The following is a 23376-nucleotide window of genomic DNA, read 5'->3' as shown; positions in this document are numbered from 1 at the left end:
CTAGAGGACCTTGGAGAGGAATCCCCGGGTGCGTTCATGCTGGGGGTTTCCCAGGACATCGTCCGGTTTGCCTTGTTCGACGACGACCCCGCCGTCCATGAAGACCACCCGGTCGCCGACCTCGCGGGCGAATCCCATCTCGTGGGTCACCACCATCATGGTCATGCCCTCGTCGACCAGCCGACGCATGACCGCCAGGACATCGCCCACCAGTTCGGGGTCCAGTGCCGAGGTCGGCTCGTCGAAGAGCATCATGTCCGGATCCATCGACAGGGCCCGGGCGATCGCCACGCGTTGCTGTTGGCCACCGGAGAGCTGGGAGGGGAAGGCGTCGGCGCGATCGGCCAACCCGACCTTCTCCAGGTTCTGACGGGCGATCCGGCGGGCTTCGGTCTTGCCACGTTTCTTGGCCCGGCGCTGGGCCAGCACCAGGTTGTCCAGCACGTCCAGGTGGGGGAAGAGATTGAACTGCTGGAAGACCATTCCGATGCGGGTGCGGATCTTGTTCAGGTCCGTTTCCGGGTCGGTGATGTCGATCCCCTCGACCAGGATCGTTCCCGAGGTGGGTTCCTCGAGCCGGTTCACGCAGCGCAGCAGGGTCGACTTGCCTGAACCGGAAGGCCCGATCACGCAAACCACCTCGCCCTGGCCGACATGGAAATCGATGCCGGTGAGGACCTCGTTGTCACCGAAGCTCTTATGCAGATTGCGGACCTCGATGGCCGGATGGGCCGGTGCGGATTCCTGTGCGTTCATGGGCCTTACCGTCCTCTGTTTTGGTGGCGTTCGAGCTTGGCCACGAGCTGGGTCAGCGGCAACGTGATGACCAGGTACATCAGTCCCGCCACGATCAGCGGCGTCGAGTTGCCGAACTGCGACAGCGAATCTCGGGCGAATACGGTTAGTTCGCGGTCGCCCAGCGCCATGCCGGCGATGAACAGCAGCGAGGTGTCCTTGATGATGATGACCAGTTCGTTGGTCAGCGGTGGGGTGATGATGCGGAAGGCCTGGGGAAGAACCACGGAGATCATGGTCCACCCCGGTGCCATGCCCAGCGATCGGGCGGCCTCGCGCTGTCCGGCAGGAACGGCTTGGATGCCGGCGCGGATCGTTTCGGCGATATAGGCGGCGGAGACGAGGATCAGCCCGATCAGGCCGCTACTGGCGCTACCGCCGGGTGGATCCCAGGAGGCGAAGGCGGTGGGCACGGCGAAAGCGAAACCGAAGATGACCAGCAGGGCCGGCAAACCGCGGAAAGTCTCAATGTATGCGGTGGCGATCCAGCGGTACGGGCCCACCGGGGCCAGCTTCATCAGGGCCAGCAGCAGACCCAGGAGCAGGCCACCGGCAAAGGCGATGGCCGTGTAGACCACGGTGTTCTTCGCCGCCGTGATGATGATCGCGGGGAAGAGCTGCTTGGCGATCTCCACGTCGAGGAAGTTGTATTTGATTTCCTTCCAGTTCGCAGACAGGAGGAGGGCTGCGATGGCGGCGACGAGGATGACGTACAGGCTGCCGCGGAAGAGGCGCCTGCGAGTGGAGGGTTTCAACGGTGTGGCCTTCCGGGCGTTGTCAGGGCTGCGCCCCGGGGATTCTTCCCCGGGGCACAGCCATCTGGATTACTACTACTTCGTGGAGAAGTACTTGTCGTAGAGCTCGTCGTACTTGCCGTTGTCCTTGAGCTCGGCGAGCTGGGCATCGAGCTCCTTGAGGAGGGCCTCGCCGCCGTCCTTCTTCACGGCGAAGCCGTACTGCTCGTCGGTCTTGTACTTGGCGACGATGTCGAACTTGCCACCCTGGGTGTGTTCAAGGTTCACCGGAAGGTCCTGCAGCACCGCGTCCACGCCCCTGGACTGCACGGCCGGGAAGAGCTCGGCATCCGAGGGGTAGGCCTTGATCTTCGCGTCCTCGGGGGCGTTCTCGCGGGTGTATTTTTCACCCGTGGTGCCCTGCTGGACACCCACCTTCTTGCCGGCCAGGTCATCAATTGACTTGATATCCGAGCCCTTGGGCACCAGCAGCGACTGCTCGGAGTCGTAGTAGCCATCGGTGAAAGCGAGCTTCTTCTCGCGTTCCGGGGTGATGGTCATGGCACTGGCCCCCATGTCGCACTGCCCCGAGGCGAGGACAACGCCGGACTGGAGGCCGTCGAAGCCCACGTCCTTGACGTCCAGCTTCAGGCCCATCCCCTCGGCGATCGCGCCCACCATGTCCATGTCGAAGCCGGTGTATTCACCGTTTTCCTCATATTCGAAGGGCTTGTACGGGATATCCGAGCAGACCGTCAGGGTGCCCGCGGTCACCAGCCCCAGATCGTCGCCGCCGGCCGAGGAGGTGGACTGTTCGTCCCCGCCGTCCGAGCCGCCGCAAGCCGTCAATGACATCAAGGCAACGGCCGAAACGGCCAGAGCCTTAGTGAAGCTGGAGTGAATCCGCATGTAAGTGTCCTTCTCGAGTGATCCGACGGACATCCTCGCCGGGATGGCCAGTGTAGCCCGGGAACGGGCCCAATGAGATGTTCATCACAAGCTACAGTGGTGTCGCTCCGGTAAACAAGTTGTTTAGGTGACAAAAAGATTACAAATTAAGCGCTTCACGCATGGGGCGCATCTTTGCCCAGGATTCAGCCAGTTCGGCGGCCGGGTCGGAGGCTGCGACGATGCCACAGCCGGCATACAGCCGCACGGTCGTCGGCGATTCGACGACCCCGCCGCGCAGGGCGATACCGAACTCCCCGTTGCCGGTGGCGTCGACCCACCCGACCGGTCCGGCGTAGGGGCCGCGGTCCATGTTCTCCAACCGGAGGATGAGGTCATCGGCCGTCACCGTCGGGGTTCCGCAGACCGCAGCGGTGGGGTGGAGGACCTCGGCCAGATCCAGCGCCGAGGGGGAGGTTCCGTCCTCGTTCACCCGCAGCTGCGCTTCGACGTCGGAGGCCAGATGCCACACATTGGGCAGCTCCAGGACGAAGGGCTCCTCGGGGGCGGTCATCCCGGTCACCAGGGGCCCGAGCTCGACCGTCAGCGAATCAATGGCCAGGCGGTGTTCGTGGCGCTGCTTCTCGTTGCCCGAGAGCATCCGTTCGGCGTACCCCTCGTCACCGGATGGTGCCGTGGCCCGGTCCAGGGTCCCGGCGAGCACCCGGGCCCGCGCGGTGTTCCCGGAGACCTTGACCAGCATCTCGGGGGTTGAGCCGATCAGACCGTCGACCGAGTAGGTCCAGCAATCGGCGTAGCGAAGCGCCAACTCCCTGAGCACTTGGGAAACGGCCAGCGGAGAGCCCAGTTCGGCCACGGCATCACGGGCCAGAACGAGTTTGGTCAGTTCCCCCGCAGCGATCGCCCGGACCCCGGCGCGCACCGACTCCTCATACTGGTCCTCCGAGACCCGGCCGGGCACCAGCTGGTCGCCACCGGGGGAGAGGTCGCGTTCGGTGGAGGCCTCCTCGAGCAACCCGGCCAGCTCCGCCTCGGCCGCAGCGGCGCTGAGCTCGAACTCCGGGTCGTCGGTGACCAGGGTCAACCAGCCGCTGTCGCCGGAGCGCCCCACGAGTACGCGCGGGACGATGAGTCGTGAAGCATGGGGGCTGGTGCCCGAGAAGGCGATGGAGGAGAAGGCAACCGGTCCGGTTCCGGGCAAGTCGACATCGTCCTGGACCGAGGCCGCCGCCGAGACGTCGGCCCACCAATGACGGAGCAGACGGAAGCGATCCGGGCCGTCGGCGGTGAAGCGGGCTGCCTCCCCGAACCCGACCAGGCCCTCGCCGCGGCGGCCCCAGACGAGGGAGTCATCGCGAACGAGCAGGTCCAACAGTGAGCTCTCCTGGCCGGGGGCGCGGGCGATGGTGATGCTGCGCAACCGGGGACGGGATGGGTCCTGGGTCTGCGCGCTGCCGGTTTCCGGCGCGACGGAGCCGGGAAGATCAATGTCCATGATGGTCCCAGCCTACCCGGGCGTGCGGGGCGCTTTTCGCCCTGACGTTGAATTTTGGGATACTTGGGGAATGAGCCGTGCATCGCTGGAAAAGCGTCCCGAAGAAGTCCAAGCCATGTTCGATGATGTTGCCCCGCGTTATGACTTGGCCAACGACATCCTCTCGTTGGGGCAGGCACGGCTGTGGCGCAAGGTCGTCGTCGAAGCCGTCGACGCGGTGCCCGGTCAGCGGGTGCTGGATCTGGCGGCCGGAACCGGGACCTCGTCGGAACCCTATGCCGACGCCGGAATCGACGTCGTGGCCTGCGACTTCTCCCTGGGCATGCTCGAGGTCGGCAAACGCCGGCGTCCGGATATTGATTTCGTGGCCGGCGACGCAACGAACCTGCCTTTCGCCGATGACAGCTTCGACGCCGTCACCATCAGCTTTGGCCTGCGGAACGTCAGCGAACCGAAGAAGGCCCTGGCCGAGATGCTCCGGGTCACCAAGCCGGGCGGCCGGCTGGTGTTGTGCGAATTCTCCCACCCCACCTTCGCACCCTTCAGGACCGTCTACACCGAATACCTGATGCGCGCGCTGCCGACCGTTGCACGGAAGGTCACCTCCAACCCCGCCGCCTACGTGTACCTGGCCGAATCGATCCGTGCCTGGCCGAACCAGGAAGGCATGGCCGGGTGGGTGGCCGAAGCCGGGTGGCAAAACTGCAGGTACCGCAACCTCAGCGGCGGCATCGTCGCCGTTCACCGGGCCACCAAACCGGTTGACCCCCGGGCCGCCGCCCGTCCGGCCAGCTAGCCTCCAGTCGATTAAGGAACACCCGTGTCTGTATTGATCGTCGGGGCCGGCCCGGCCGGCTCGACCGCAGCCAGCTACCTGGCCCGTGCCGGCATCGAGGTCACCGTCCTGGAAAAGACCTCCTTCCCCCGGGAGAAGGTCTGCGGCGACGCCTTGACCCCCCGTGCCGTCCGTGAACTCGCCCGGCTCGGTGTCGATCATTCCGAAAACGGCATCTGGCGGCGGAACCAGGGGCTTCGTCTGGTCGCCGGAGGACGTTCATTGGAGATCCCGTGGCCCGAGCTCAGCGATTTCCCCGATTACGGGTTGATCCGTACCCGGGAGGGATTCGACGAAACGCTGGCCCGCCATGCCCAGGCCGGAGGCGCCCGCGTGCTGGAACGCCACGGCGTTTCCGACGTGGTCCGGGATGCGACGGGCCGCGTCACCGGCGTCATGGCCAACATCCTGGACGAGCGCGGCCGCAAAACGGGCCAGAGGCGCGAATTCCGGGCCGATGTGGTGCTGGCCGCCGATGGGAACTCAACGCGTACAGCGGTCAGTAGCGGGCTGCATAAGCGCGATGACCGGCCCATGGGAGTCGCCTACCGGACCTACTTCACCTCCCCCCGGCACGACGACGACTGGATGGAAGGATGGCTCGAACTGCCGGATAAGTCCGGACGCCCTCTACCCGGCTACGGGTGGGTGTTCGGGGTCGGCGACGGAACCTCCAACGTCGGACTGGGCATCCTGAACTCCACGCGGGAGTTCGGCAAGATGGACTACCGTCAGGTGCTGCGCGAGTGGACCGCCGGGATGCCGGGGGAATGGGGGTTCACCGAAGCGAACCAGGTCGGGCCGATCCGCGGCGCCGCCCTGCCGATGGGGTTCAACCGCACCCCCCACTACACCCCGGGGCTGATGCTGCTCGGCGATGCCGGCGGCATGGTCTCGCCGTTCAACGGCGAGGGAATCAGCTATGCAATGGAATCGGCCCGGATGGCGGCCGAGCTGATCATCGATGCCCGGTCGGGGCTGCGCGGGACGACGCCGGCGGCCCGGGAGGCACTCCTGGCTTCCTACCCGGACGTGGTGAGGAACGCCTGGGGCAGCCACTTCACGCTCGGCCGGATGTTCGCCCGGCTCATCGGCAACCCGAAGATCATGAAACTGGCGCTGCGTACCGGCATGAGCACCCCGGTGCTGATGCGGTTCGTCGTGCGGATGCTCGCCAACCTCACCGACGACGGCGGACGCTCTTTTGAGGATAGAGTGATCCATGTGCTGGAACGGTTGGCCCCGCCTACGGGAAACCGGCAAGCACAAAGGGCACGGCCCGAGAAACGACCCACCCAGATGACAAGCAGGTCCTAGAACCGTGAATGATTCCCCGACCAACTGGACGACCGCCGGACACGGTGTGCCCGAATCCGTTGACTTGTTCGCGGAAACCTCGGCGATCGCCGCGGGCATCAACCTGCCACCGGGGTTCCGAGCCGTCGCCGAGGACGCAGAATTCGGCCCCGCCATTTCGCAGGGCATGGCCAAGGTCGAGAAGGTCCTGCGCGCCGCCGTGGCCAATTCCGATCCGCTCATCGACGCCACCAGCCGCCACCTGGTCGAAGCCGGCGGCAAACGGGTGCGCCCGTTGCTGGTCATTCTGACCTCGCTGCTGGGCGAGGGCGTGGGCCCCGAGACCATCAAGGCCGCGGCCATCGTCGAGCTCACGCACCTGGCCACGCTCTACCATGACGATGTCATGGACTCGGCCTCCTACCGGCGCGGAGCCCCCACCGCCCATGAGGTCTGGGGCAACTCCACGGCCATCCTCACCGGTGATCTGATCTTCGCCCGCGCCTCGGTCATCGGCTCCGAGCTCGGGGCCCAGGCCGTGGAACTGCAGGCCAAGACGTTCGAACGCCTCTGCCTGGGCCAATTGCACGAAACCGTGGGCCCGCGCGACGGGGAGGACCCGGTGGCGCATTACCTCGACGTGATCGGGGACAAGACGGCGTCGTTGATCTCCACCTCGGGAGTCTTCGGCGCCCTCTTCGGCGGGGCCGCCGACTACGTTGACGTCATGCGTGACTACGGCGAGAAGGTCGGGGTGGCCTTCCAGCTGGCCGATGACGTCATCGACGTCACCGGAGCCCAGGTGGATTCGGGCAAGACCCCCGGAACCGACCTGCGTGAAGGAGTCCCCACGCTTCCGGTGCTGTTGTTGCGCGAGGCCGCCGCCGCGGGGGACGCCTCCGCGGCCGAGGTGCTGACACTGGTGGACGGGGATCTGTCCAGCGACGAGGATCTGGCCCGCGCCGTCACCGCCCTGGCGGCCCATGAGGTCACCCGGAAATCCTGGGCAGTGGCCCGCCAATGGTCCGCAGACGCCATCGGGGCCCTGGCCCCCTTGCCGGAGGGGCCGGTGAAGTCCTCACTGGCGGCCTTCGCCGATGCCGTGGTCTCCCGGGAGAACTAGCCCGAAGGGCGGGCTCGTCCCGGGTCCGGGGCCCAGCCGAGCGCCGCAAGGGCTGCCGACAACTCCCGGGCCTTGCGGGCCCTGATGTCAGCGGGAACCCGGTGGCGTAGCTGGCGGTACAGGTTATCGTCCGAATACCGGGGAAAGACATGCTGGTGGTAATGCCAGACATGCTGGTTTCCGGCCGGCTCATTATGCTGCCGTGTGGAGGTCCCCTCGGGATTCCACGCCAGTTTCATGGCCAGGGCGAGTTGGCGGGTCATGATCATGATCGACGCTGCGGCGGCGTCATCCAGATCGTAGAGGGACTCCAGATGGGCTGCGGGAATGACCATCGCATGCCCGCCGTAATCACCGAATCCGTCGCAGGCCATGATGACCGCGACCGTCTGGTCGCTGTAGACCAGATCGGTCGGCACGCACAGGTTGTCTTCCGACAGCGGGCCGCCGGCCAGCAGTTCGCAGAAGGGGCAGTGGTACCCGGGCGGCTCATGGCTTCCATGGGGGTGCACCGGCACGTGGGCTAGACCTCCAGTTCGGGTTCCAGTTCCTCGAAGACCCACTCGAACAAATCGAGTACGTATTCGCTGAAGGTCCCCTCCTCGCTGTCCCATGATCCGTTGGCGTTGCGGCGACGATGGACGATCGGGTCGGGGACGTCCAACTGGTCGGCCCGGAAGCCCCAGACATACTGTTCGTCCTCGTCCTCCATGAACAGCAGATACCCGTCCTCGATCTCCAACTCGTCCGGATCGAAGAAGAAGTAGTAGGCCTCCATGAGGTCATCACAGGCCCCGACCGCCAGGTAGAACTCCTCGAGCACCTGGGGGATCTCGACGCCGGCATCCGCGAGCTCGTCACGGAGCTCTTCGGAAGTCAACCCGTCCTGTGAAATCCACTGGTCATCAAGGTATTTGGGAATCAGGGAACGGAACTTCTCCACGAACATTTCAGCCATGCCTAAATACTATCTGTCCCGGGACTCAGTAGACGTCGCGGGCCGAGAGGGCCAGCCACAACTGGACCCGGTCCGGGGTGTTCGAAGGGTCGTACCCGCTGAGATCGGCGATCTGCTGCAGCCGGTACCTGACGGTGTTGCGGTGCAGGCCCAACGCCTCGGCGACGGTACCGACGCTGCCATTGAGCTCCAGGAACCGTCGCAGCGTGAGCATCAGGTCGGAGCCGTGGGCGGCATCAAAGTCCGTCAGGGGCTCCAGCGCCTCGGCTGCCAGTGCCTGCAGCGGCACGTCATGGGCCGCCAGGAGCAGCGACGTCAACGAAATCCTGGAGGGGTGGTTGATCCGGGCCCCATGACGCAGCGCCTCGACGGCTTCGAAATAGCTCCACCGCAGGCCGGTCACCTGGGCGTAGGAGCCGCCGTAGGACACCTTGGCCGGGATGCCGGCGCCCGAGAGGTAGGTGGCGAATTCCGAGGCAGCAACCTCGCCGTCCCCGGCGTCCAGGACCACCGCGAGCCGATCCTCCACCATGGCCGAGACCGCCTTTTCCCGTCCCGGCGGCAGCGGCAGGGTGGGTAGCGCCTTGCTGTTGGGTCTGAGCGCTTCGACCAGCAGGAGGGTGTGCGCGGCGTGGGGGGCGATCCCGATCGACTGCAGCCGCAGGGCGGCGTCCTGGCCCTCGACCATTCCACGGGTGAGGTCGGAGAGGACCTGTCCGCTGGTGGTGCGGCGGGATTCGCGCAACCGGGCCCTGCCGGCCAGCTCGACGCTGATCAGCGACTGGGCGTATTCGATGAGGCCCCCGCCGGCCCCGGAGCCTTCCAGATACAAGGTGCATCGATCCTGCAGGCCGGTGGAGACTGCCACGCTCTGCCATCCCTCGGCAGCGGGGGCCGGCCCATGGATCCGGGCCCCGTATTGGGTGAGCGCAACAGGCCGTTGGACTTGTCGGCGCAGCTCGCGCAGCAAGGGGTGCAGACCGCCGCTGAGCAGTGCCGAGGCCAGTCGTTGGTGGCCCTGCAGGAGCCCTTCCACACGGGCGACGTTCTCGGCGGCCAGTGCTTCGGCCATGATCCGGGTGATGGCCACGAAGGGTGTCTCGTACGGCACCTCGAATAATGGCAGGCCCACCTCCGTGGCCCGTCGGATGACGGCGGCGGGGACCCTGGCGTGGGTCAGCCCCGTGCCGTAGCCCAGGGCCAGCACCCCGGCACGGACGGCATGATCGACGAACCCGGTCTGGGAGGCGACGGTCTTCTGGCGGACCCCGGTGGTCAACAGGACCTCGCCGCCGGCCAGGAACGGCGTGGGATCGGCCAATTCGGTGACGGCCGCCCAAGACAGCGCGCTGTCTGCGGCGTCGTCCGTCCCGGCGAGGGGCTTGAGTTTCAAGGTGGGGGAGGACAAAAGTCCGGAGAGCGTCATCGCCATAAGCGCCAGTCTAGTCCGTGGTTGTGCATCGGCCTTACAACAGTTGGGATCTTTGGTTGTTGTGACGAACGCGACTCGGGGTAATTGTGACGAGCGCAACAGCGGTTTACGGTGTATGGCATGACCACTCCATCTCAGGCCGGGGCAGCGACAGCCAAGAGCCACAAACGAGAAACCTTCTCCTCGCGCAAGTTGTTCATCATTTCGGCCATCGGTTCCGCCGTCGGCCTGGGCAACATCTGGCGCTTTCCCTACGTTGCCTACGAAAACGGTGGCGGCGCCTTCCTGATCCCGTATCTGGTGGCCCTGCTGACGGCAGGCATCCCGCTGCTCTTCCTGGACTACGCAGTGGGCCATAAATACCGCGGGTCGGCCCCGCTGGCCTACCGGCGCATGCACCGCGCCGCCGAACCGCTGGGCTGGTGGCAGGTCCTGATCTGCTTCGTCATCGCCATCTACTATGCGGTCATCATCGCCTGGGCTGCGATGTACACGATCTTCTCCTTCGACAAGGCCTGGGGCGACGACGCGGACGCGTTCTTCTCCAGTGATTTCCTGCAGGTCGCCGAAGTCCCCGGCCTGAGCTTCGACTACGTGCCGGGGGTCTTGATCCCGCTGTTCATCGTCTGGGCCGTCATCATCGCCATCATGGTGCTCGGTGTGCGGCGCGGTATCTCGAAGGCGAACAGCATCTTCCTGCCGTTGCTGGTGGTCATGTTCGTCATCCTGGTCGTCCAGGCACTCTTCCTGCCCGGGGCCATGGACGGACTGAATGCCTTCTTCACCCCGAACTGGGGTGCCTTGGCGGATCCCGGAGTCTGGGCCGCGGCCTACGGTCAGATCTTCTTCTCCCTCTCCATCGCCTTCGGCATCATGATCACCTATTCCTCCTACCTCAAGCGCAAAACCGACCTGACCGGATCCGGCTCGGTCGTGGCCTTCGCCAACTCGGGCTTCGAACTGCTCGCCGGCATCGGCGTCTTCGCGGTGCTCGGCTTCATGGCACAGGCACAGAACGTCGCCATCGACGATGTCGTCAGCGGCGGTATCGGCCTGGCGTTCGTGGCCTTCCCGACGATCGTCTCGCAAGCGCCGTTCGGTGCGGTGCTGGGGGTGTTGTTCTTCGGGGCGCTGGTCTTTGCCGGCATCACCTCGTTGATCTCGATCCTGGAAGTGATCGTCGCGGCCGTCCAGGACAAGCTGGCCTGGGGGCGTGTGGCTTCGACGCTGGTGGTGACCGTGCCGATCGCCTTGATCTCGCTCGTGCTCTTCCCCACCACCACGGGGCTGCAGCTGCTCGATACCACCGACGCGTTCGTGAACAGCTTCGGCATCATGGCCGTCGCCCTGGCCGCGGTCATCGTGGTCACCGTGGGTGTCACCAAGCTGCCCGCCCTGCACGAACACCTCAACCGCACCTCCAGCCTCAAGATGGGCGGGCTGTGGCGGGTGCTGCTCGGAGGGCTGACGCCCATCGTCCTCGGCTACATCCTGATCTCCGAGCTGCAGGAGAAGGCCACCGAACAGTACAGCGGCTACCCTGCCTGGTTCAACGGGGTCTTCGGTTGGGGGATGGCCGGTTCGCTGATCGTCATCGCCCTCTTGCTGACGCTCGTTCCCTGGAGCAGGAAATCCAAGGCGAACAACGACCCGGAATACGACGTAGTCAAGGCCGACGAGGACGAATACGCGGCCGCGAAGAAGGAGGAGACCCTGCGATGACACCCATTGCGATCACCATGCTCATCATTGCCATCGTGACGGTCTGGGGCGGTTTGGCGCTTGCGCTGATCAACCTCTCCCGCCACCCCGAGGAACCGGAGGACGACCTGACCGAGGCCGCCGCACCCGAACACTAGCGCCTTCCTTCAACGGCGGCGTTTCCCGTCCCTTCCGGGGACGGGAAACGCCGCCGTCCGTGTGCTGTGCGGATGCATAACGCATCGTCGGCAGGCCTGTGCCAAGCACCCTAGCTTCGGCCGTAGGCCTGACCGTAGGCTCGGTGCCGACGTCTGACCCCGGACGCAGCATCGAATGGAAGGAAGCCGCCGTGGAGATCGAATACCGGCTCGAACAAAAGCGCAACATCACCGGGGCGTTCCCCGGTCCGGCCTCCCTGGCCCTGGCCGAACGTCGTGCGGCGACCGTGGCCGCCGGCGTCGCCTCGTCCGTGCCGGTCTATGCCGCCGATGCCGATGGCGGGGTCATCGTGGACGTCGACGGAAACTCGTTCATCGATCTGGGTTCCGGCATTGCGGTGACAACCGTCGGTGCCTCCAATGCGAAGGTCTCCGCCGCGGTCAGCGAGCAGACGGCACGTTTCAACCACACCTGTTTCATGGTCACCCCCTATGAGGGGTATGTGGAACTGGCCGAGAGGCTGGCCGCACTGACTCCCGGCGAACACGCCAAGAAGAGCGTGTTCTTCAATTCGGGTGCCGAAGCGGTGGAGAACGCCGTGAAGATCGCCCGGGTCGCCACCGGCCGGACCGCCGTCGTGGCCTTCGACCACGCCTATCACGGCCGCACCAACCTCACCATGGGCCTGACCGCGAAGGCGGCCCCCTATAAGCGGGGATTCGGGCCCTTGGCTTCGGAGATCTACCGGATGCCGATGAGCTACCCGTTCCGTGAGGAGAATCCAAACATCTCCGGCAAGGAAGCCGCCGAACGAACCATCCTGTCGATGGAGAAGCAGATCGGCGGCGACCAGATCGCCGCGATCATCATCGAGCCGATCCAGGGCGAAGGCGGGTTCATCGTCCCCGCCGACGGATTCCTGCCGCGCATCGCCGAATGGGCGAAGGAGCAGGGCATCGTCTTCATCGCCGATGAGGTCCAGACGGGCTTCTGCCGTACCGGTGACTGGTTCGCCGTCGACCACGAATCCGTGGTCCCCGACCTCGTCACCCTGGCCAAGGGCATCGCCGGGGGCCTGCCGCTTTCGGCGGTCACCGGCCGGTCCGAACTGCTTGATGCCGTGCATCCCGGCGGGTTGGGCGGAACCTATGGTGGCAACCCGGTGGCCGTCGCCGCGGGGCTGGCCGCCGTGGTCTACATGGCCGAGGCGGATCTGAACGGTCGCGCCCGCGCCATCGAGGAGGCCTTCTACACCCGCCTGCGTCCGTTGCAGCAGCAGCTGCCGGCCATCGGGGACCTGCGGGGTCGTGGAGCCATGCTGGCCATTGAATTCGTCCAGGCCGGCGGGACGGCACCGGATGCCGAACTGACGCGGAAGATCGCCGCCGACTGCCTGGCCGCCGGTGTCATCATCCTGACCTGTGGCACCTACGGGAACGTGGTGCGCCTGTTGCCGCCGCTGGTGATTTCAGATGAGTTGTTGGCCGACGCCTTCGACGTGCTGGAGGCAGCCATCCGCCAGCACGCCTGACGGGCCGGGGTGACGGCCGGCGCCGGATCAGTCCTTGGCTGGTCCGGCGCCGTCGTGCTTAAGCGCGGTGGCAGTTGCCGCGCGGCGAGCCATCCGGGGAGGACCGGGCCGGCGCAGCATGTCGACCGCCACCAGGATGATGGCCACCCAGACGAGGGCGAAGCCGGCCAGTCGTTCGGCCGGCATGGCCTCCCCGAAGATGGCCACCGCAATGATGAACTGCATCACCGGGTTCAGGAACTGCAGGGTCCCCAGGGTGCTCAACGGCAGTCGCCGGGCCGCGGCGCCGAAGAGCAGCAGGGGTACCGCCGTGACGATGCCGCTGGCGGCCATGAGCCAGAAGTGTCCGGGACCGCTGCTCAGTACCGTCGCCTCGCCCCGGGAGATCAGCCACCCCAGGAAGACCAGTGCGGGAACCGTCAAGAATGCCGTCTCGAAGGTCAGGCTGGTCACGGCGGTGGCGGTGCGTCCCACCCGGTTCTTCACGAAGCCGTAGAGGCCGAAGGAGAAGGCCAGGGTCAAGGCGATCACCGGCACCGAACCGTAGGCGAAGGTCAGCACGAGTACCGCGGCGAGCCCGAATCCCAGGGCCGTCCATTGCAGCCGGGTCAATCGTTCCTTCAGGAAGAGAACTCCCAGGCCAGCGGAAACCAGCGGATTGATGAAGTAGCCCAGGGAGGCCTCCACGGCGTGCCCGTTGAGCACGGCAAAGGCGTAGGTCACCCAGTTCACGGTGATCAGGACCGCGGCGAGGGAGAGCCGTCGCAGGGCAGGGCGATCGTGCAAGAGCACGCCCAGGTCATCCCAGCTGCGGGTGATGGTGATGAGCAGCAGGCAGAAGACCAGGCTGAACACGATCCGACTGGCCACGATCTCGGTCGGTGAAGCGATCGCGATCGTCATGAAGTACAGCGGCATCAGGCCCCATAGCCCGTAGGCACCGAGACCCTGCCCCAATCCGGCGCGGCTCGGCCGGGGTGCGGCGCCCGCCGTTCCCGGACGTACGGGTGCTTCGGAGGCGCTCTGGTGGGACATACCTCTGGCAACCCGGGGCGTGCCCGGCCTATTCCGCATTCCGGGGGCTATTCCGTGTCGGAGTTCAAATAGGTCTGGATGGTCTGCACCGGTCGACCGGTCTGGACCAGCTGGCCGCGTCCCGGGGGAAGCGGCCGGGCCCGGATGTTGTTGATCAGTCCACCCTCCGACCGGTCCCCGCTCATGATCAGGGCGGCCGTTCCGGCGTCGCGCAGGGTGGAGAAGAACGATTCATACATTCCGCGGCTGGCACTGCGCACCTTGCGGGTCAGGATCACATGCAGATCCAGTTCATCAGCCATGGGCAGGTATCGGGTCAGGCGTGACAGCGGGGAGGAACCACTGGCCGTCAACACGTCGTAATCGTCGGCGATGACCACCAGCTTCGCCTTGCTGGGCTTGTTCTCCTCGTCGCCTCCGGTGCTGCGCAGCTCCAGTTCGGCCGCCAGGGCCCCGGAGAGCTGCTCGCCCACGATGGCGCTGCCGGCGTAACCACCCAGATAGTCGTCGGGCACGACGTCGTCGAGCCCCTTGCGGGGGTCGTAGACGCCGAACAGCAAGTCATCCGGGGCGTGCTGGGCGACCAGGGTGGCGATAACGTTGCGCAGGATGTTGGATTTACCAGATTCCTCGTCGCCGAGCAGGATCAGGTGGCGGTCCTTGGATTGCAGATCCAGGACGTGGTCTCCGAGGTCGACCTCGCGCAGCCCGAGCGGGAACCGGCCCCGGCCCGAGGCTGCGGGCGCCTGGTCCCACGCGACGCTGGGAGGCAGCACCCGGACCTTCATGGCGGTTTCAGTGGTGTGTTCGGCCACCTGGGCCACCAGGTCCTTCAGCCCGTCGGAGAGGTCCTCGGGATCGTGGACCCCGTCGATCCGAGGCAGCGCCACATGGCCGATCAGCTTGCGGTCCGACAAGGCCCGTCCGGGGGCCTCCGGATTGATCCCGGGGGCCACCTTCCGATCGATCTGCGAGTCCGAGGGTTCGGCGAGGGCGGTTTCGATCTTGTTGCCGAAGAAGCCCTGCTGGGCCATGCGCAGTTCCGCATTGCGGTTCAAGGTGGTCACCACATGGATGCCGTAGCCCCCACCGCGCATGATCAGCGCGAAGACGTTTTCCTGGATCTCCTCGAAGTCGTCGGCGATCTGCCCGTAACCGTCGATGACCAGGAAGATATCGGCGCTGGGCAGTTCGGGCAGCCGCCCGTCGGCGTGCATCCGGCGCATCGTGGTCAGGGAATCGATCTGGTGGTGTTCGAAGACCCGCTCACGGACCATGAGCATGCCCACCAGCTCCTCCACCGTGCGGCGGACGACCTCCCGGTTGGTACGGATCGCAGTTCCCCCGACATGGGGCAACCCTCCCAGCGGCAGCAAAGCGGAACCGAGCAGGTCGATGCAGTAGATGCCGACTTCATGGGGGGAATGGGTCAGGGCCATCGAAGCCACCACGGTGCGCAACAAGGTGCTGCGACCTGACTGCGGGCCTCCGGTGATCATCAGGTTCCCACCGCCCGAACCGAAATCGATCTGCCAGAGGCCCTGCCACTGCTTGGCCGGGTCGTCGAGCAGACCGATCGGCACCCGCAAACCGCCTCCCGCCCCCAGCTGGAGGCCATGTTCCCCCGGATGGACGCCGCCGGCTGCGGCATCCAGGGGGATGGCGGCCGGCAGCGGAGGCAACCAGATCTCCTGGACCGAACGCGGGAAGGAGCGCAGCGTATCCATCAGCGTGGACATCACGGTCGGCCCGGTGGTGCGCTTGGCGGCCACGTCCTTCTTCCTGGCGGTGCCTTCCTCCCCATCGGGTTCCTCCCCGGCATAGCGGGGAACCCTGAGCACCTCGGCGACCTCGGCAGGGGCCAGTTCATCCGCCTCGTCCTGCCGGACGTCCTCCACGGGGCCGGACACGTAGCCGGCCTTGAATCGCGTATAGACCGTGGTGTCGACCTTGAGGAAGCCGTAGCCGGGCACCGGGGGCAGGTGGAAGGCATCGGGGCTGTCCAGCACGGTCCGCGATTCGGATTCCGAGAGCGTGCGCAGGCCCAACCGGTAGGAAAGATAGGTTTCCAGGCCCTTGAGCTTTCCGGATTCGACGCGCTGGCTGCTCAGTAACAAGTGGACGCCGATGGAGCGGCCGATGCGTCCGATGGACAGGAACAGGTCGATGAAATCGGGGCGTGCGGTCAGCAGTTCACCGAACTCGTCGATGATGACCACCAGATGCGGCAAGGGGGCCATGTCCTCCCCGCGGGCCAGACGTTCGTTGCGGTGGACCTGGTAATCGGTGATGTTGGCGATGTTCCCGGCGGCCTTGAGGACCTCCTGGCGGCGCAGGATCTCGCCGTTGAGGCTGGCATAGACGCGTTCGATCAGTGAGAGGTCATCGGAGAGGTTCGTGATGATGCCCGTGACCTGCGGCGCCCCCTCGAAGGGGGCGAAGGTAGCCCCGCCCTTGAAGTCCACGAGGACCATGGCCAGCACGTCCGGGGAGTGGGTGGCCAGGAGTCCGAAGACCAGTGAACGCAGCATCTCCGATTTGCCCGAACCGGTGGCCCCGACACACAACCCATGCGGACCCATGCCGAATTGCGCGGACTCCTTCAGATCCAGGACCGTGGGACGGCCGGCGTCGTCGGGCCCCAACGGGATCCGCAGGAATTCGGCGTCGCCACGCGGTTTCCAGGTCCGCTCTATATCGGCCCGGTCCAGGTTCGAGCTGAGCCCGAGCATGCCGAGGAAACTCTCGGCGCCTTGGCCGGACCCCCCATGCTCCAGCGAGTCGGCCGAGAGCCGCAGGGGAGCCAGTTCATGGGCCAGCGCATCAGCCGTCGCGACGGAGAGGGGGTCCAGGGATCCGGAGGAGACGTCGGGATGCACCGGATCCGCCCGGTAGTCCTGGACCTGGAACCCCTCACTGGTCTGGGTGATCCGGATGGTGATGTCGCTGGGTTCCTCGCTCCGGTCGTGCACCAGGTGCAGGACCGTGAGGCCGAGATCCCCGGGGGTGAGGAACCGGTCGGCCAAGGGCAGCTCCTGGGCCCGGGATCCATGGGTATCCGAGACCACGACGAGCCGTGCCAAGGCCTGGCTGGCCCGGCTATTGACCTTCTTGGCTTCCACGGCGATCTTGGCCCGCCGTTGCAGATCGGTATCCATGATGTCGGCCAACGACGCCAGGTCGGGGCCGATCCGACGCTCCAGTTCCACCCCCGAACTGCGGCCCTGGTCCGCCAGATGCGGCAACCAGGTCGCCCACTGCCAGTCGTCCCGCAAATCCTCGGGCGTGCTGATGCCCAGACCCAGATCCTCGGGCGAATGGAACGCGCTGGCGGAAACCAGGAGGTTCCGGGTGGTGGCGGTGACGAAGTCGCGGTCGCCGATGATGCTGACGTTCCCCACCGAATCGAGCGGAACCGTCACCGGCATGTCGGGGCTGGTGGAGAAACGGCGCCTGAGGATTTCGGCTTCAGCGGCCATGAAGGAATCGGTCTGCTGGGTGGCGCCGGAGACGTCGTTGACCGTGATGTCCCGGCAGGGGCGGGACCCGGAACCGATCCTGACGTGCAGGAAGTCCTCGTTTCCGCGCCGGCGTTCCCAGAGCCTCATGGGGGTGCGGACGATGTCGAAGAGGGCCTCGGGCGGTGGGGCGCTTTGCCGGGCCACGCCGAGTGCCTCGATCTCGTCGGAGCGCATGTTCACCCGGGAGCGTTCCAGATAGCGCATGTAGTTCTCGCGCAGCTGGGTGCGCGTCCTCACGGCCTTGCCCCGGTTGGAGAACATCATGAAGATGGCGATCACCACGGTCACGATCATCATCATGGCGCCGATGGCCGCGAACGGGGAATTGCGGAACATCATCATGGCGGTCATGGAGACGGCGCCACCGAGCATGGGCACGATGGACATCAGGTTCAGCCCCGGGGCCTCGCCTTCGACTGGTGGGGGACCGTCGAGAAGGAAGGGGCGGAAGATGCGCAGTGGTGCCGAGGTCCGCGCTGGGCGGTGGATGATTCGCTGGGCCATCGGCTACCGGACCCCGTTGGCCAGTTCGAGGCTACGGGCAGCCAGTGCGGTGGCAGCCTCCCGATGGGCAGGAAGCATCAACGGCAAGGTGATGAGGGCCCCTGCGGCCAGATGGCGATCGTAGCCGATGGCATGGGCATCGAATCCGAGGCGGGAGAGCCGGCCCGCCTGATCGAGGGCCTGCAGGGCCGATGAACGGTCCTGCTGCATCACGAGCACCGTCAGGGGCAAGCCGGACAACAGCGGGTTCGCCCGCCATCTGGACAAGGCCGCCAGCGCGTCATCGAGGCCGGATAGGGTCGCCGGGACCATGAAGAGGGCCCCATGGCAATCGGCCAGCGCCGCCTGGGTCTCGGGGGCCTGCAGACCGGTGGGGCAGTCGAGCAGGGTGATCGGAAAATACCTCGAGACCGTGGAGGCGGCTTCGCGGAGCAACGGGGCGCCGGTTCGCTGTGCCGACCCCGACCGAGGACCCGTTGCATAGAGGCCTTCGGCGGCCGGGGCCAGCAACCCTGCCAGATGCGCGGCCCCGGGTTGGGCGCCGTTCGTGAGTTCGGGAACGATGGAGTCCAGCGAGGGAGCCTGATCGAGTCCCAGCCGCAGGGCGAGGCTTCCGTGGCCCGGGTCGAGGTCCAGGACGCAGACACTGTCGGGCCGAAGGGCGGAAAAGGTGCGGGCGAGCAGTGCGGAGGCAGTCGTCTTCCCGGCACCGCCGCGTGTCGAGACCACGGCGATCCGTCGACCGGTGGTGACCGGCGTCTGCACGCCGGCAGCAAACTGGCTGACCTGCGTGGCCCGGTGCTTGCCGCCGAACAACATCTGCAGGGCCCGCGGGAAGGACCCCCCGGTGGCGCGGACGCCGGAGAGCCGGCGTCGGTCGTTCTCCAGCGGGGCCCCCAGGGTGCCGGGGGAGGACTGGGCAGGCGGGGCGGAAGGGCCGGGAGCCGGGACGGAACCGGCGCGCCGGCGGCCCGGTGCGGGGGCCCAGGGATCGGTGATCGGCTGTCCCCACGGGTCGAGTGGTTGCTCGCCCGCGGGGTGGCCGGGAGTCTGAGGTGCGGTCATGGAAGGTCCTCCGTGCTAGAACGTGTCCAGCATTTGGGCGTAGACGCCGAAGTAGCCGATGAGCAAGGGGATCGTGGCGAGGATGGCCAGGGTTTCGAGGCGTTCACAGATCTGTCGGATCCGTGCCTCGATATGGTCCGGAAGATCCACGGCCAACCCCAGGCCGATCACCACGGCCAGCACCAGGATCGACAGCCCGACAATCCATACGGTGTCTTCGTTCAGCCGGGTCAGGGCCCCGGCACCGGCCAGGACCCCGATGGCAGTGGCGGCATAGAGCGAATAGCGCTCCAGGGCCAGGGGGAAGGCCCGCGAGCGCAGCAGGGTTGCCAACGCGAGAGCAAGGAGCAGGGGAAGCGTCCAGACCGGATGCCGATCGCCCGTGGCAACCAGCCACATCCCGGCGGCCGCGGAGAGGGCTGCGGCCACGGTGGCCAGGGTGAGGCCGGCGTGGGCCGAACGGATGGCGGTGATGGCATCACGGCGCCAGATCGAGGTGCCGTTGGCCCGCTGGTCGTCGAGGGTGGACAAACCCGACAGGGACAGGGCCAGGGCCGGCAGCAGGCCCATGATGAGCACCGAACAGATCGCCGCGATGGCACCGACCCCGACGAGGAGGTCGGTATCGGTGCTGGCCGCTGTCCACCGGGCCAGGGGTAGGGCCACGGCCCAGATGCCGGCCAACGTCCCGAGGACACCGGCACCCAGCAGGACGGCCCGGGGATGTTTGAGCACCGTGGCCAGGCAGGCGACGAATACGGCGGTGCCTGCCGCGGCCAGCAGCAATCGCAACGAGGGAGCCGCGGTCCAGTGCAGCAGACCGATCATGCCCGCCCCCCATCCGGCGCCCATCAGGGCGGAGGCCACCGGGCGGGACGCAGCGGAGACCGAGGCGCCCAGTGCCAGCAGCCCGGCCCCCACGACGAGCAGGACCCACCAGCGGGCATCGGGCAGATACCTTCCCAACAGGATGTCCAGCGCCAGCCAAAGCCCGAATGCGGCGAAGATCCCCGACGCGGTGACCAGATGGGTCCGGTCCCAGGAACCGCGTACTTCACGGGACTGCTCGACGACGGTATCGGAGATGTCATAGACGACGGCAGGGGGCGGGGCTTCGCTGTTGCTGAGCAGGGTCAGCCGTGCCCCGTCGAAGACCTGCGCCTGGGTCAAGGTCTCCCGGGCTGGGATGGGTTCCCCGCTGGCGGTCAGAAGGACCTTGGTCGCGACGGCGTCGCCCGGGTTGTCGCCCAGCAGGTCCAGGATCTGCGGCATCAGTGTTCCCACCGATTCGGTGGCGGGCAGCAGGAGGTCGGCGTTGCGGCGTTCCCCCACAAGGGTCACGCGTGTGTAGGGCTGGGCCATGACGGGCTAGTTCCCCATCCTTCCGGGGCTCGGGCTCGGGTTGGACGAAGACCAGGCCGACTGGGTCGGCCCGATGAAGGCGGCGGCGGAACTCTGCATTTGATCCTGCCGTTGCTTCTTTTCCTCGGCTCGGGTGGCAAGCATGTTGGAGACGAAGGAGATCCCGATGCAGATGGCGGTGATCAAGGCCGCGGCGACGAGGCTGAAGAGGAACTGCTTCGTCGTGGCCTTCCAACGGCGCTCGGTCGGGTTCTCGCCATAGAGCAGGGCATCGGTGACCCGGTTGCGACGGACGGCGACCGACTCGATGAGCTGGTTGTCGAATTCAGTCGCCATGGAGCCCTTTCGGTCTAACAATGTGGTGGTGTGAGTCCATCATGTCAGGTCGATGGACGAAAAATGGCAGGAAACCGGGGGCATGGGTAGTTCTCCCCATGCAGGACGCTTGACCCTGTTTGTTGCCTTGCCGTTAGCTGGTAGCAAGCAAAGCACGGTCAGCGAGGCCACCGCCACGCATCGATGAAGGGAAGCGGGATATGAGTTTCAAGGGAAAAATGGACGTCAACGCCATGAACAAGGCGGCTGAAGAGTCCAGCGGCTCCGGCGATGAGCTGGTGCGACTGGTCGAGGAGCTCGTCGACGGCGTCGAGGACTTGAAGACCACTTTCAAGGGCCAGGGGGCGGTCTCCTACCAGAACTTCATGGTCGAGTCCCAGCGGGTCCAGCAGGACCTGATCAAGGCACTGTCGGGTATTTCGCAGGGTCAGGCCGAGAGCGCCAAGCACTACGTCCAGATGGATGACGCCTTCGATGCCGAAGGCAAGCAAGCCGAAGGACAGGCTGCGGGAGCCAAGACCTCGGGCTTCAGCTTCTCCAAATAGCCACTACCGCGCAGCGCCTCCGGGGGCTGTCCACGCGCACCAGCGCCCCACCAACCCGACATACCGGTCCGACACGGACCCGCAGCAAAGGAATCGAACATGCAAGAAGGCCTCATTCAGTTTGACAGTGACGCCGCCTCGCGTACCGAAGGCGACATCATCCGCATTGCCGGACGCATCGAAAGCATCATCGGCGACCGCGAATCCCAGACGAAGTTCGTCAAGGACAACTGGGAGGACAACAACTCGGGAGATGCCTATTCCAGCGTCGAAAAGGACTGGATCGATGCCGCCAACGAAACCCTCCAGCTCGTGCACAGGGCGCGCAAGCTGTTGGGCGAGAACTCCGTGACGGCCAAGGACGCCAGCGGGAAGGTCCAGGGCATCTGGAGCTGATCCGCTGATGGATCGCGGTGCACCACGCTGCGATCGACGTCCCAAGGGGGCGGGTGGCCGGCCGGCCACCCGCCCCCTTGGTGTGTGCGCTCCCACACAAATGCGCGGGCCGGCGCTCTGGCAATTAGACTAGGTGGCCGTGTGTTAATTATTCTCCGGAATGACGCATCCCAGGAGTACCGCCGAAAGGAAAAACAGTGTCCAACCCAGCTGCTGATCGTCCGCTGCGAGTCGCCATCATCGGCGCCGGTCCTGCGGGCGTCTATGCCGCGGACATCCTGACCAAGGCCGAACGCGAGTTCGAGGTCAGCATCGACCTCTTCGACCGGTATCCGACCCCCTACGGGCTGATCCGCTACGGCGTCGCCCCGGACCACCCGCGGATCAAGGGCATCGTGAAGGCCCTGCATAAGGTCCTGGACCGCGGGGACATCCGCTTCCTGGGGAACGTCAACTACGGCCAGGACATCACCCTGGCCGACATCCGTGACATGTACGACGCAGTCATCTTCGCCACCGGGGCGATCAAGGACGCCGACCTGAACATCCCGGGCATGGACCTCGAGGGCGCCTACGGGGCCGCGGACTTCGTGTCCTGGTACGACGGGCACCCCGATGTGCCGCGGACCTGGCCCCTGGACGCGCAGCAGATCGCGGTCATCGGCAACGGCAACGTCGCCCTGGACGTCGCCCGGATGCTCTCCAAGCATCCCGAGGACCTGCTGGTCACCGAGATCCCGGACAACGTCCATGCGGGCCTGGCCGCCTCACCGGTGACCGACGTGCATATCTTCGGCCGGCGGGGCCCCGCCCAGGTGAAGTTCACCCCGTTGGAGTTGCGCGAACTCTCACATTCGAGGGATGTGGACATCGTCCTCTACCCGGAGGATTTCGAATTCGACGATGCCTCCGATGAGGCGATCAAGACGAACAACCAGGCCAAGACGATGGTCAATACACTCACCAACTGGTTGGTCGAGCAGGAGGACCGGGAGGAGGCCGAGGACGCCGGGACTCGGACCCCGGCCTCGCGGCGGTTGCATCTGCACTTCCTGCACGCCCCGGTGGAGATCACCGGGTCCAACGGGTCCGTGGAGGCCATCCGGTTCGAACGTCAGGAACTGGACGGGACCGGCAACGTGCGCGGGACCGGGGAGCTGGTGGACTACGGGGTCCAGGCCGTCTACCGGGCGATCGGCTACTTCGGCTCCGAGCTGGCCGAGATCGGTTTCGACCCGAACCGTGGCGTGATCCCCAACGAGGGCGGACGCGTCCTGCACGATGACGGGCAGAAGATTCCCGGGCTCTATGCCACCGGGTGGATCAAGCGCGGTCCGGTGGGCCTGATCGGTAGCACCAAGGGCGATGCCCTCGAGACCATCGGCAACCTGCTGGAGGACCGGCTGGAGCTGCCGGCTGCGGTGCATCCCGATGAACAGGCGATCATCGACCTGCTCAAGGAACGCGAAGTCGCCTTCACGACGTGGGAGGGCTGGGTCGCCCTGGATGCGCACGAGCATTCCCTGGGGGAGGCGGCAGGTGCCGTGGAAACCAGCCGTGGACCGGTATCCCGTGAGCGGGTCAAGGTCGTCGAGCGCGAGGAGATGGTGCGGATCTCCCAGCAGCCGTAGTTCGGAGCCGCCA

Annotated in this window: 21 protein-coding genes; 9 read left to right on the top strand and 12 right to left on the bottom strand. The window is 66.2% G+C overall.

Annotated features, from left to right (window positions below):
* From ACT3S2_RS00680 to ACT3S2_RS00665, 4 genes are all read right to left on the bottom strand, one after another.
* Nucleotides 1–756, bottom strand: coding sequence for an amino acid ABC transporter ATP-binding protein (locus ACT3S2_RS00680; protein WP_443382504.1), 756 nt, complete (start codon nucleotides 754–756; stop codon nucleotides 1–3).
* 5 nt (nucleotides 757–761) lie between these two features.
* Nucleotides 762–1550, bottom strand: a complete 789-nt coding sequence (locus ACT3S2_RS00675) for an amino acid ABC transporter permease (protein ID WP_443382507.1) — start codon at nucleotides 1548–1550, stop codon at nucleotides 762–764.
* Nucleotides 1551–1625: 75 nt separating this feature from the next.
* Nucleotides 1626–2438, bottom strand: coding sequence for a basic amino acid ABC transporter substrate-binding protein (locus tag ACT3S2_RS00670; RefSeq protein ID WP_443382509.1), 813 nt, complete (start codon nucleotides 2436–2438; stop codon nucleotides 1626–1628).
* Nucleotides 2439–2577: 139 nt separating this feature from the next.
* Nucleotides 2578–3933, bottom strand: a complete 1356-nt coding sequence (locus tag ACT3S2_RS00665; RefSeq protein ID WP_444561079.1) for an isochorismate synthase — start codon at nucleotides 3931–3933, stop codon at nucleotides 2578–2580.
* Between the two features lie 70 nt (nucleotides 3934–4003).
* Here ACT3S2_RS00665 and ACT3S2_RS00660 point away from each other — a divergent pair, with 70 nt between their 5' ends.
* The 3 genes from ACT3S2_RS00660 to ACT3S2_RS00650 are packed head-to-tail and all read left to right on the top strand — an operon-like array spanning nucleotide 4004 to nucleotide 7187.
* Nucleotides 4004–4729 (top strand): demethylmenaquinone methyltransferase, encoded by a 726-nt coding sequence (locus tag ACT3S2_RS00660; RefSeq protein WP_443382515.1) that lies wholly within the window; start codon nucleotides 4004–4006, stop codon nucleotides 4727–4729.
* Between the two features lie 24 nt (nucleotides 4730–4753).
* A complete protein-coding gene (locus ACT3S2_RS00655) occupies nucleotides 4754–6085 on the top strand; it encodes a geranylgeranyl reductase family protein (RefSeq protein ID WP_443382517.1) in 1332 nt (443 codons plus the stop codon).
* Between the two features lie 4 nt (nucleotides 6086–6089).
* Entirely contained in the window at nucleotides 6090–7187 is a 1098-nt protein-coding gene (locus ACT3S2_RS00650; protein WP_443382519.1) for a polyprenyl synthetase family protein, read from the top strand.
* Here the strand turns inward: ACT3S2_RS00650 and ACT3S2_RS00645 are convergent.
* From ACT3S2_RS00645 to ACT3S2_RS00635, 3 genes are read right to left on the bottom strand one after another with little or no spacing between them, the layout of a single operon-like run.
* The gene (locus tag ACT3S2_RS00645) at nucleotides 7184–7705 is read right to left on the bottom strand and encodes an HIT family protein (protein ID WP_443382522.1); all 522 of its coding nucleotides are present in this window, start codon (nucleotides 7703–7705) and stop codon (nucleotides 7184–7186) included. The genes ACT3S2_RS00650 and ACT3S2_RS00645 overlap by 4 nt on opposite strands.
* A gap of 5 nt (nucleotides 7706–7710) precedes the next feature.
* Nucleotides 7711–8145, bottom strand: coding sequence for a hypothetical protein (locus ACT3S2_RS00640; RefSeq protein ID WP_444561078.1), 435 nt, complete (start codon nucleotides 8143–8145; stop codon nucleotides 7711–7713).
* A 25-nt stretch (nucleotides 8146–8170) separates the two neighbouring features.
* On the bottom strand, nucleotides 8171–9577 hold the full coding sequence (locus ACT3S2_RS00635) for a PucR family transcriptional regulator (RefSeq protein WP_443382527.1): 1407 nt from the start codon (nucleotides 9575–9577) through the stop codon (nucleotides 8171–8173).
* Nucleotides 9578–9697: 120 nt separating this feature from the next.
* Between ACT3S2_RS00635 and ACT3S2_RS00630 the strand changes: the two genes are divergently transcribed.
* The 3 genes from ACT3S2_RS00630 (at nucleotide 9698) to gabT (ending at nucleotide 12968) form a co-directional block, all read left to right on the top strand.
* Nucleotides 9698–11299 carry a sodium-dependent transporter gene (locus ACT3S2_RS00630; protein WP_443382530.1) on the top strand — a complete coding sequence of 534 codons (1602 nt, stop codon included), beginning with the start codon at nucleotides 9698–9700 and terminating at the stop codon, nucleotides 11297–11299.
* Nucleotides 11296–11436, top strand: coding sequence for a methionine/alanine import family NSS transporter small subunit (locus ACT3S2_RS00625; RefSeq protein WP_443382533.1), 141 nt, complete (start codon nucleotides 11296–11298; stop codon nucleotides 11434–11436). Before ACT3S2_RS00630 ends, ACT3S2_RS00625 begins: the two co-directional genes overlap by 4 nt.
* A 143-nt stretch (nucleotides 11437–11579) precedes the next feature.
* Nucleotides 11580–12968 carry a 4-aminobutyrate--2-oxoglutarate transaminase gene (gabT, locus tag ACT3S2_RS00620; protein WP_444561077.1) on the top strand — a complete coding sequence of 463 codons (1389 nt, stop codon included), beginning with the start codon at nucleotides 11580–11582 and terminating at the stop codon, nucleotides 12966–12968.
* Nucleotides 12969–12995: 27 nt separating this feature from the next.
* On the opposite strand, the gene rarD is transcribed toward gabT, so the two are convergent.
* From rarD to ACT3S2_RS00595, 5 genes are read right to left on the bottom strand one after another with little or no spacing between them, the layout of a single operon-like run.
* On the bottom strand, nucleotides 12996–14003 hold the full coding sequence (gene rarD / locus ACT3S2_RS00615; protein WP_443382538.1) for an EamA family transporter RarD: 1008 nt from the start codon (nucleotides 14001–14003) through the stop codon (nucleotides 12996–12998).
* Between the two features lie 47 nt (nucleotides 14004–14050).
* Nucleotides 14051–18028, bottom strand: a complete 3978-nt coding sequence (gene eccCa / locus ACT3S2_RS00610; RefSeq protein WP_443382541.1) for a type VII secretion protein EccCa — start codon at nucleotides 18026–18028, stop codon at nucleotides 14051–14053.
* Nucleotides 18029–18031: 3 nt separating this feature from the next.
* Nucleotides 18032–19093 (bottom strand): nucleotide-binding protein, encoded by a 1062-nt coding sequence (locus ACT3S2_RS00605; protein WP_444561076.1) that lies wholly within the window; start codon nucleotides 19091–19093, stop codon nucleotides 18032–18034.
* A gap of 15 nt (nucleotides 19094–19108) precedes the next feature.
* Nucleotides 19109–20455 (bottom strand): type VII secretion integral membrane protein EccD, encoded by a 1347-nt coding sequence (gene eccD, locus ACT3S2_RS00600; RefSeq protein ID WP_444561075.1) that lies wholly within the window; start codon nucleotides 20453–20455, stop codon nucleotides 19109–19111.
* Between the two features lie 6 nt (nucleotides 20456–20461).
* Nucleotides 20462–20791 (bottom strand): hypothetical protein, encoded by a 330-nt coding sequence (locus tag ACT3S2_RS00595; protein ID WP_443382549.1) that lies wholly within the window; start codon nucleotides 20789–20791, stop codon nucleotides 20462–20464.
* Between the two features lie 200 nt (nucleotides 20792–20991).
* On the opposite strand from ACT3S2_RS00595, the gene ACT3S2_RS00590 reads away from it, so the two are divergent.
* From ACT3S2_RS00590 to ACT3S2_RS00580, 3 genes are all read left to right on the top strand, one after another.
* Nucleotides 20992–21336 (top strand): WXG100 family type VII secretion target, encoded by a 345-nt coding sequence (locus ACT3S2_RS00590; RefSeq protein WP_443382552.1) that lies wholly within the window; start codon nucleotides 20992–20994, stop codon nucleotides 21334–21336.
* A 99-nt stretch (nucleotides 21337–21435) separates the two neighbouring features.
* Nucleotides 21436–21732, top strand: a complete 297-nt coding sequence (locus tag ACT3S2_RS00585) for a hypothetical protein (RefSeq protein WP_443382555.1) — start codon at nucleotides 21436–21438, stop codon at nucleotides 21730–21732.
* 197 nt (nucleotides 21733–21929) lie between these two features.
* Entirely contained in the window at nucleotides 21930–23363 is a 1434-nt protein-coding gene (locus tag ACT3S2_RS00580) for an FAD-dependent oxidoreductase (RefSeq protein ID WP_444561074.1), read from the top strand.
* The last annotated feature ends 13 nt before the right edge of the window (nucleotides 23364–23376 follow it).

This window comes from Arthrobacter sp. AOP36-A1-22 (assembly GCF_052377615.1).
Classification (GTDB): Bacteria; Actinomycetota; Actinomycetes; order Actinomycetales; family Micrococcaceae; genus Arthrobacter_H.
The sequence above is the reverse complement of the archived record's forward strand: the minus strand, read 5'-3'. Positions and strand labels throughout refer to the sequence as shown.

What these genes read in the sequence shown, in the direction of transcription:
- eccD (WP_444561075.1), bottom strand. Translation starts at nt 20,455, where the DNA reads ATGGCCCAGCCCTACACACGCGTGACCCTTGTGGGGGAACGCCGCAAC.
- ACT3S2_RS00605 (WP_444561076.1), bottom strand. Translation starts at nt 19,093, where the DNA reads ATGACCGCACCTCAGACTCCCGGCCACCCCGCGGGCGAGCAACCACTC.
- ACT3S2_RS00585 (WP_443382555.1), top strand. Translation starts at nt 21,436, where the DNA reads ATGCAAGAAGGCCTCATTCAGTTTGACAGTGACGCCGCCTCGCGTACC.
- ACT3S2_RS00680 (WP_443382504.1), bottom strand. Translation starts at nt 756, where the DNA reads ATGAACGCACAGGAATCCGCACCGGCCCATCCGGCCATCGAGGTCCGC.
- ACT3S2_RS00635 (WP_443382527.1), bottom strand. Translation starts at nt 9,577, where the DNA reads ATGGCGATGACGCTCTCCGGACTTTTGTCCTCCCCCACCTTGAAACTC.
- ACT3S2_RS00670 (WP_443382509.1), bottom strand. Translation starts at nt 2,438, where the DNA reads ATGCGGATTCACTCCAGCTTCACTAAGGCTCTGGCCGTTTCGGCCGTT.
- ACT3S2_RS00640 (WP_444561078.1), bottom strand. Translation starts at nt 8,145, where the DNA reads ATGGCTGAAATGTTCGTGGAGAAGTTCCGTTCCCTGATTCCCAAATAC.
- eccCa (WP_443382541.1), bottom strand. Translation starts at nt 18,028, where the DNA reads ATGGCCCAGCGAATCATCCACCGCCCAGCGCGGACCTCGGCACCACTG.
- rarD (WP_443382538.1), bottom strand. Translation starts at nt 14,003, where the DNA reads ATGTCCCACCAGAGCGCCTCCGAAGCACCCGTACGTCCGGGAACGGCG.
- ACT3S2_RS00630 (WP_443382530.1), top strand. Translation starts at nt 9,698, where the DNA reads ATGACCACTCCATCTCAGGCCGGGGCAGCGACAGCCAAGAGCCACAAA.
- ACT3S2_RS00625 (WP_443382533.1), top strand. Translation starts at nt 11,296, where the DNA reads ATGACACCCATTGCGATCACCATGCTCATCATTGCCATCGTGACGGTC.
- ACT3S2_RS00595 (WP_443382549.1), bottom strand. Translation starts at nt 20,791, where the DNA reads ATGGCGACTGAATTCGACAACCAGCTCATCGAGTCGGTCGCCGTCCGT.
- ACT3S2_RS00665 (WP_444561079.1), bottom strand. Translation starts at nt 3,933, where the DNA reads ATGGACATTGATCTTCCCGGCTCCGTCGCGCCGGAAACCGGCAGCGCG.
- ACT3S2_RS00590 (WP_443382552.1), top strand. Translation starts at nt 20,992, where the DNA reads ATGAGTTTCAAGGGAAAAATGGACGTCAACGCCATGAACAAGGCGGCT.
- ACT3S2_RS00660 (WP_443382515.1), top strand. Translation starts at nt 4,004, where the DNA reads ATGAGCCGTGCATCGCTGGAAAAGCGTCCCGAAGAAGTCCAAGCCATG.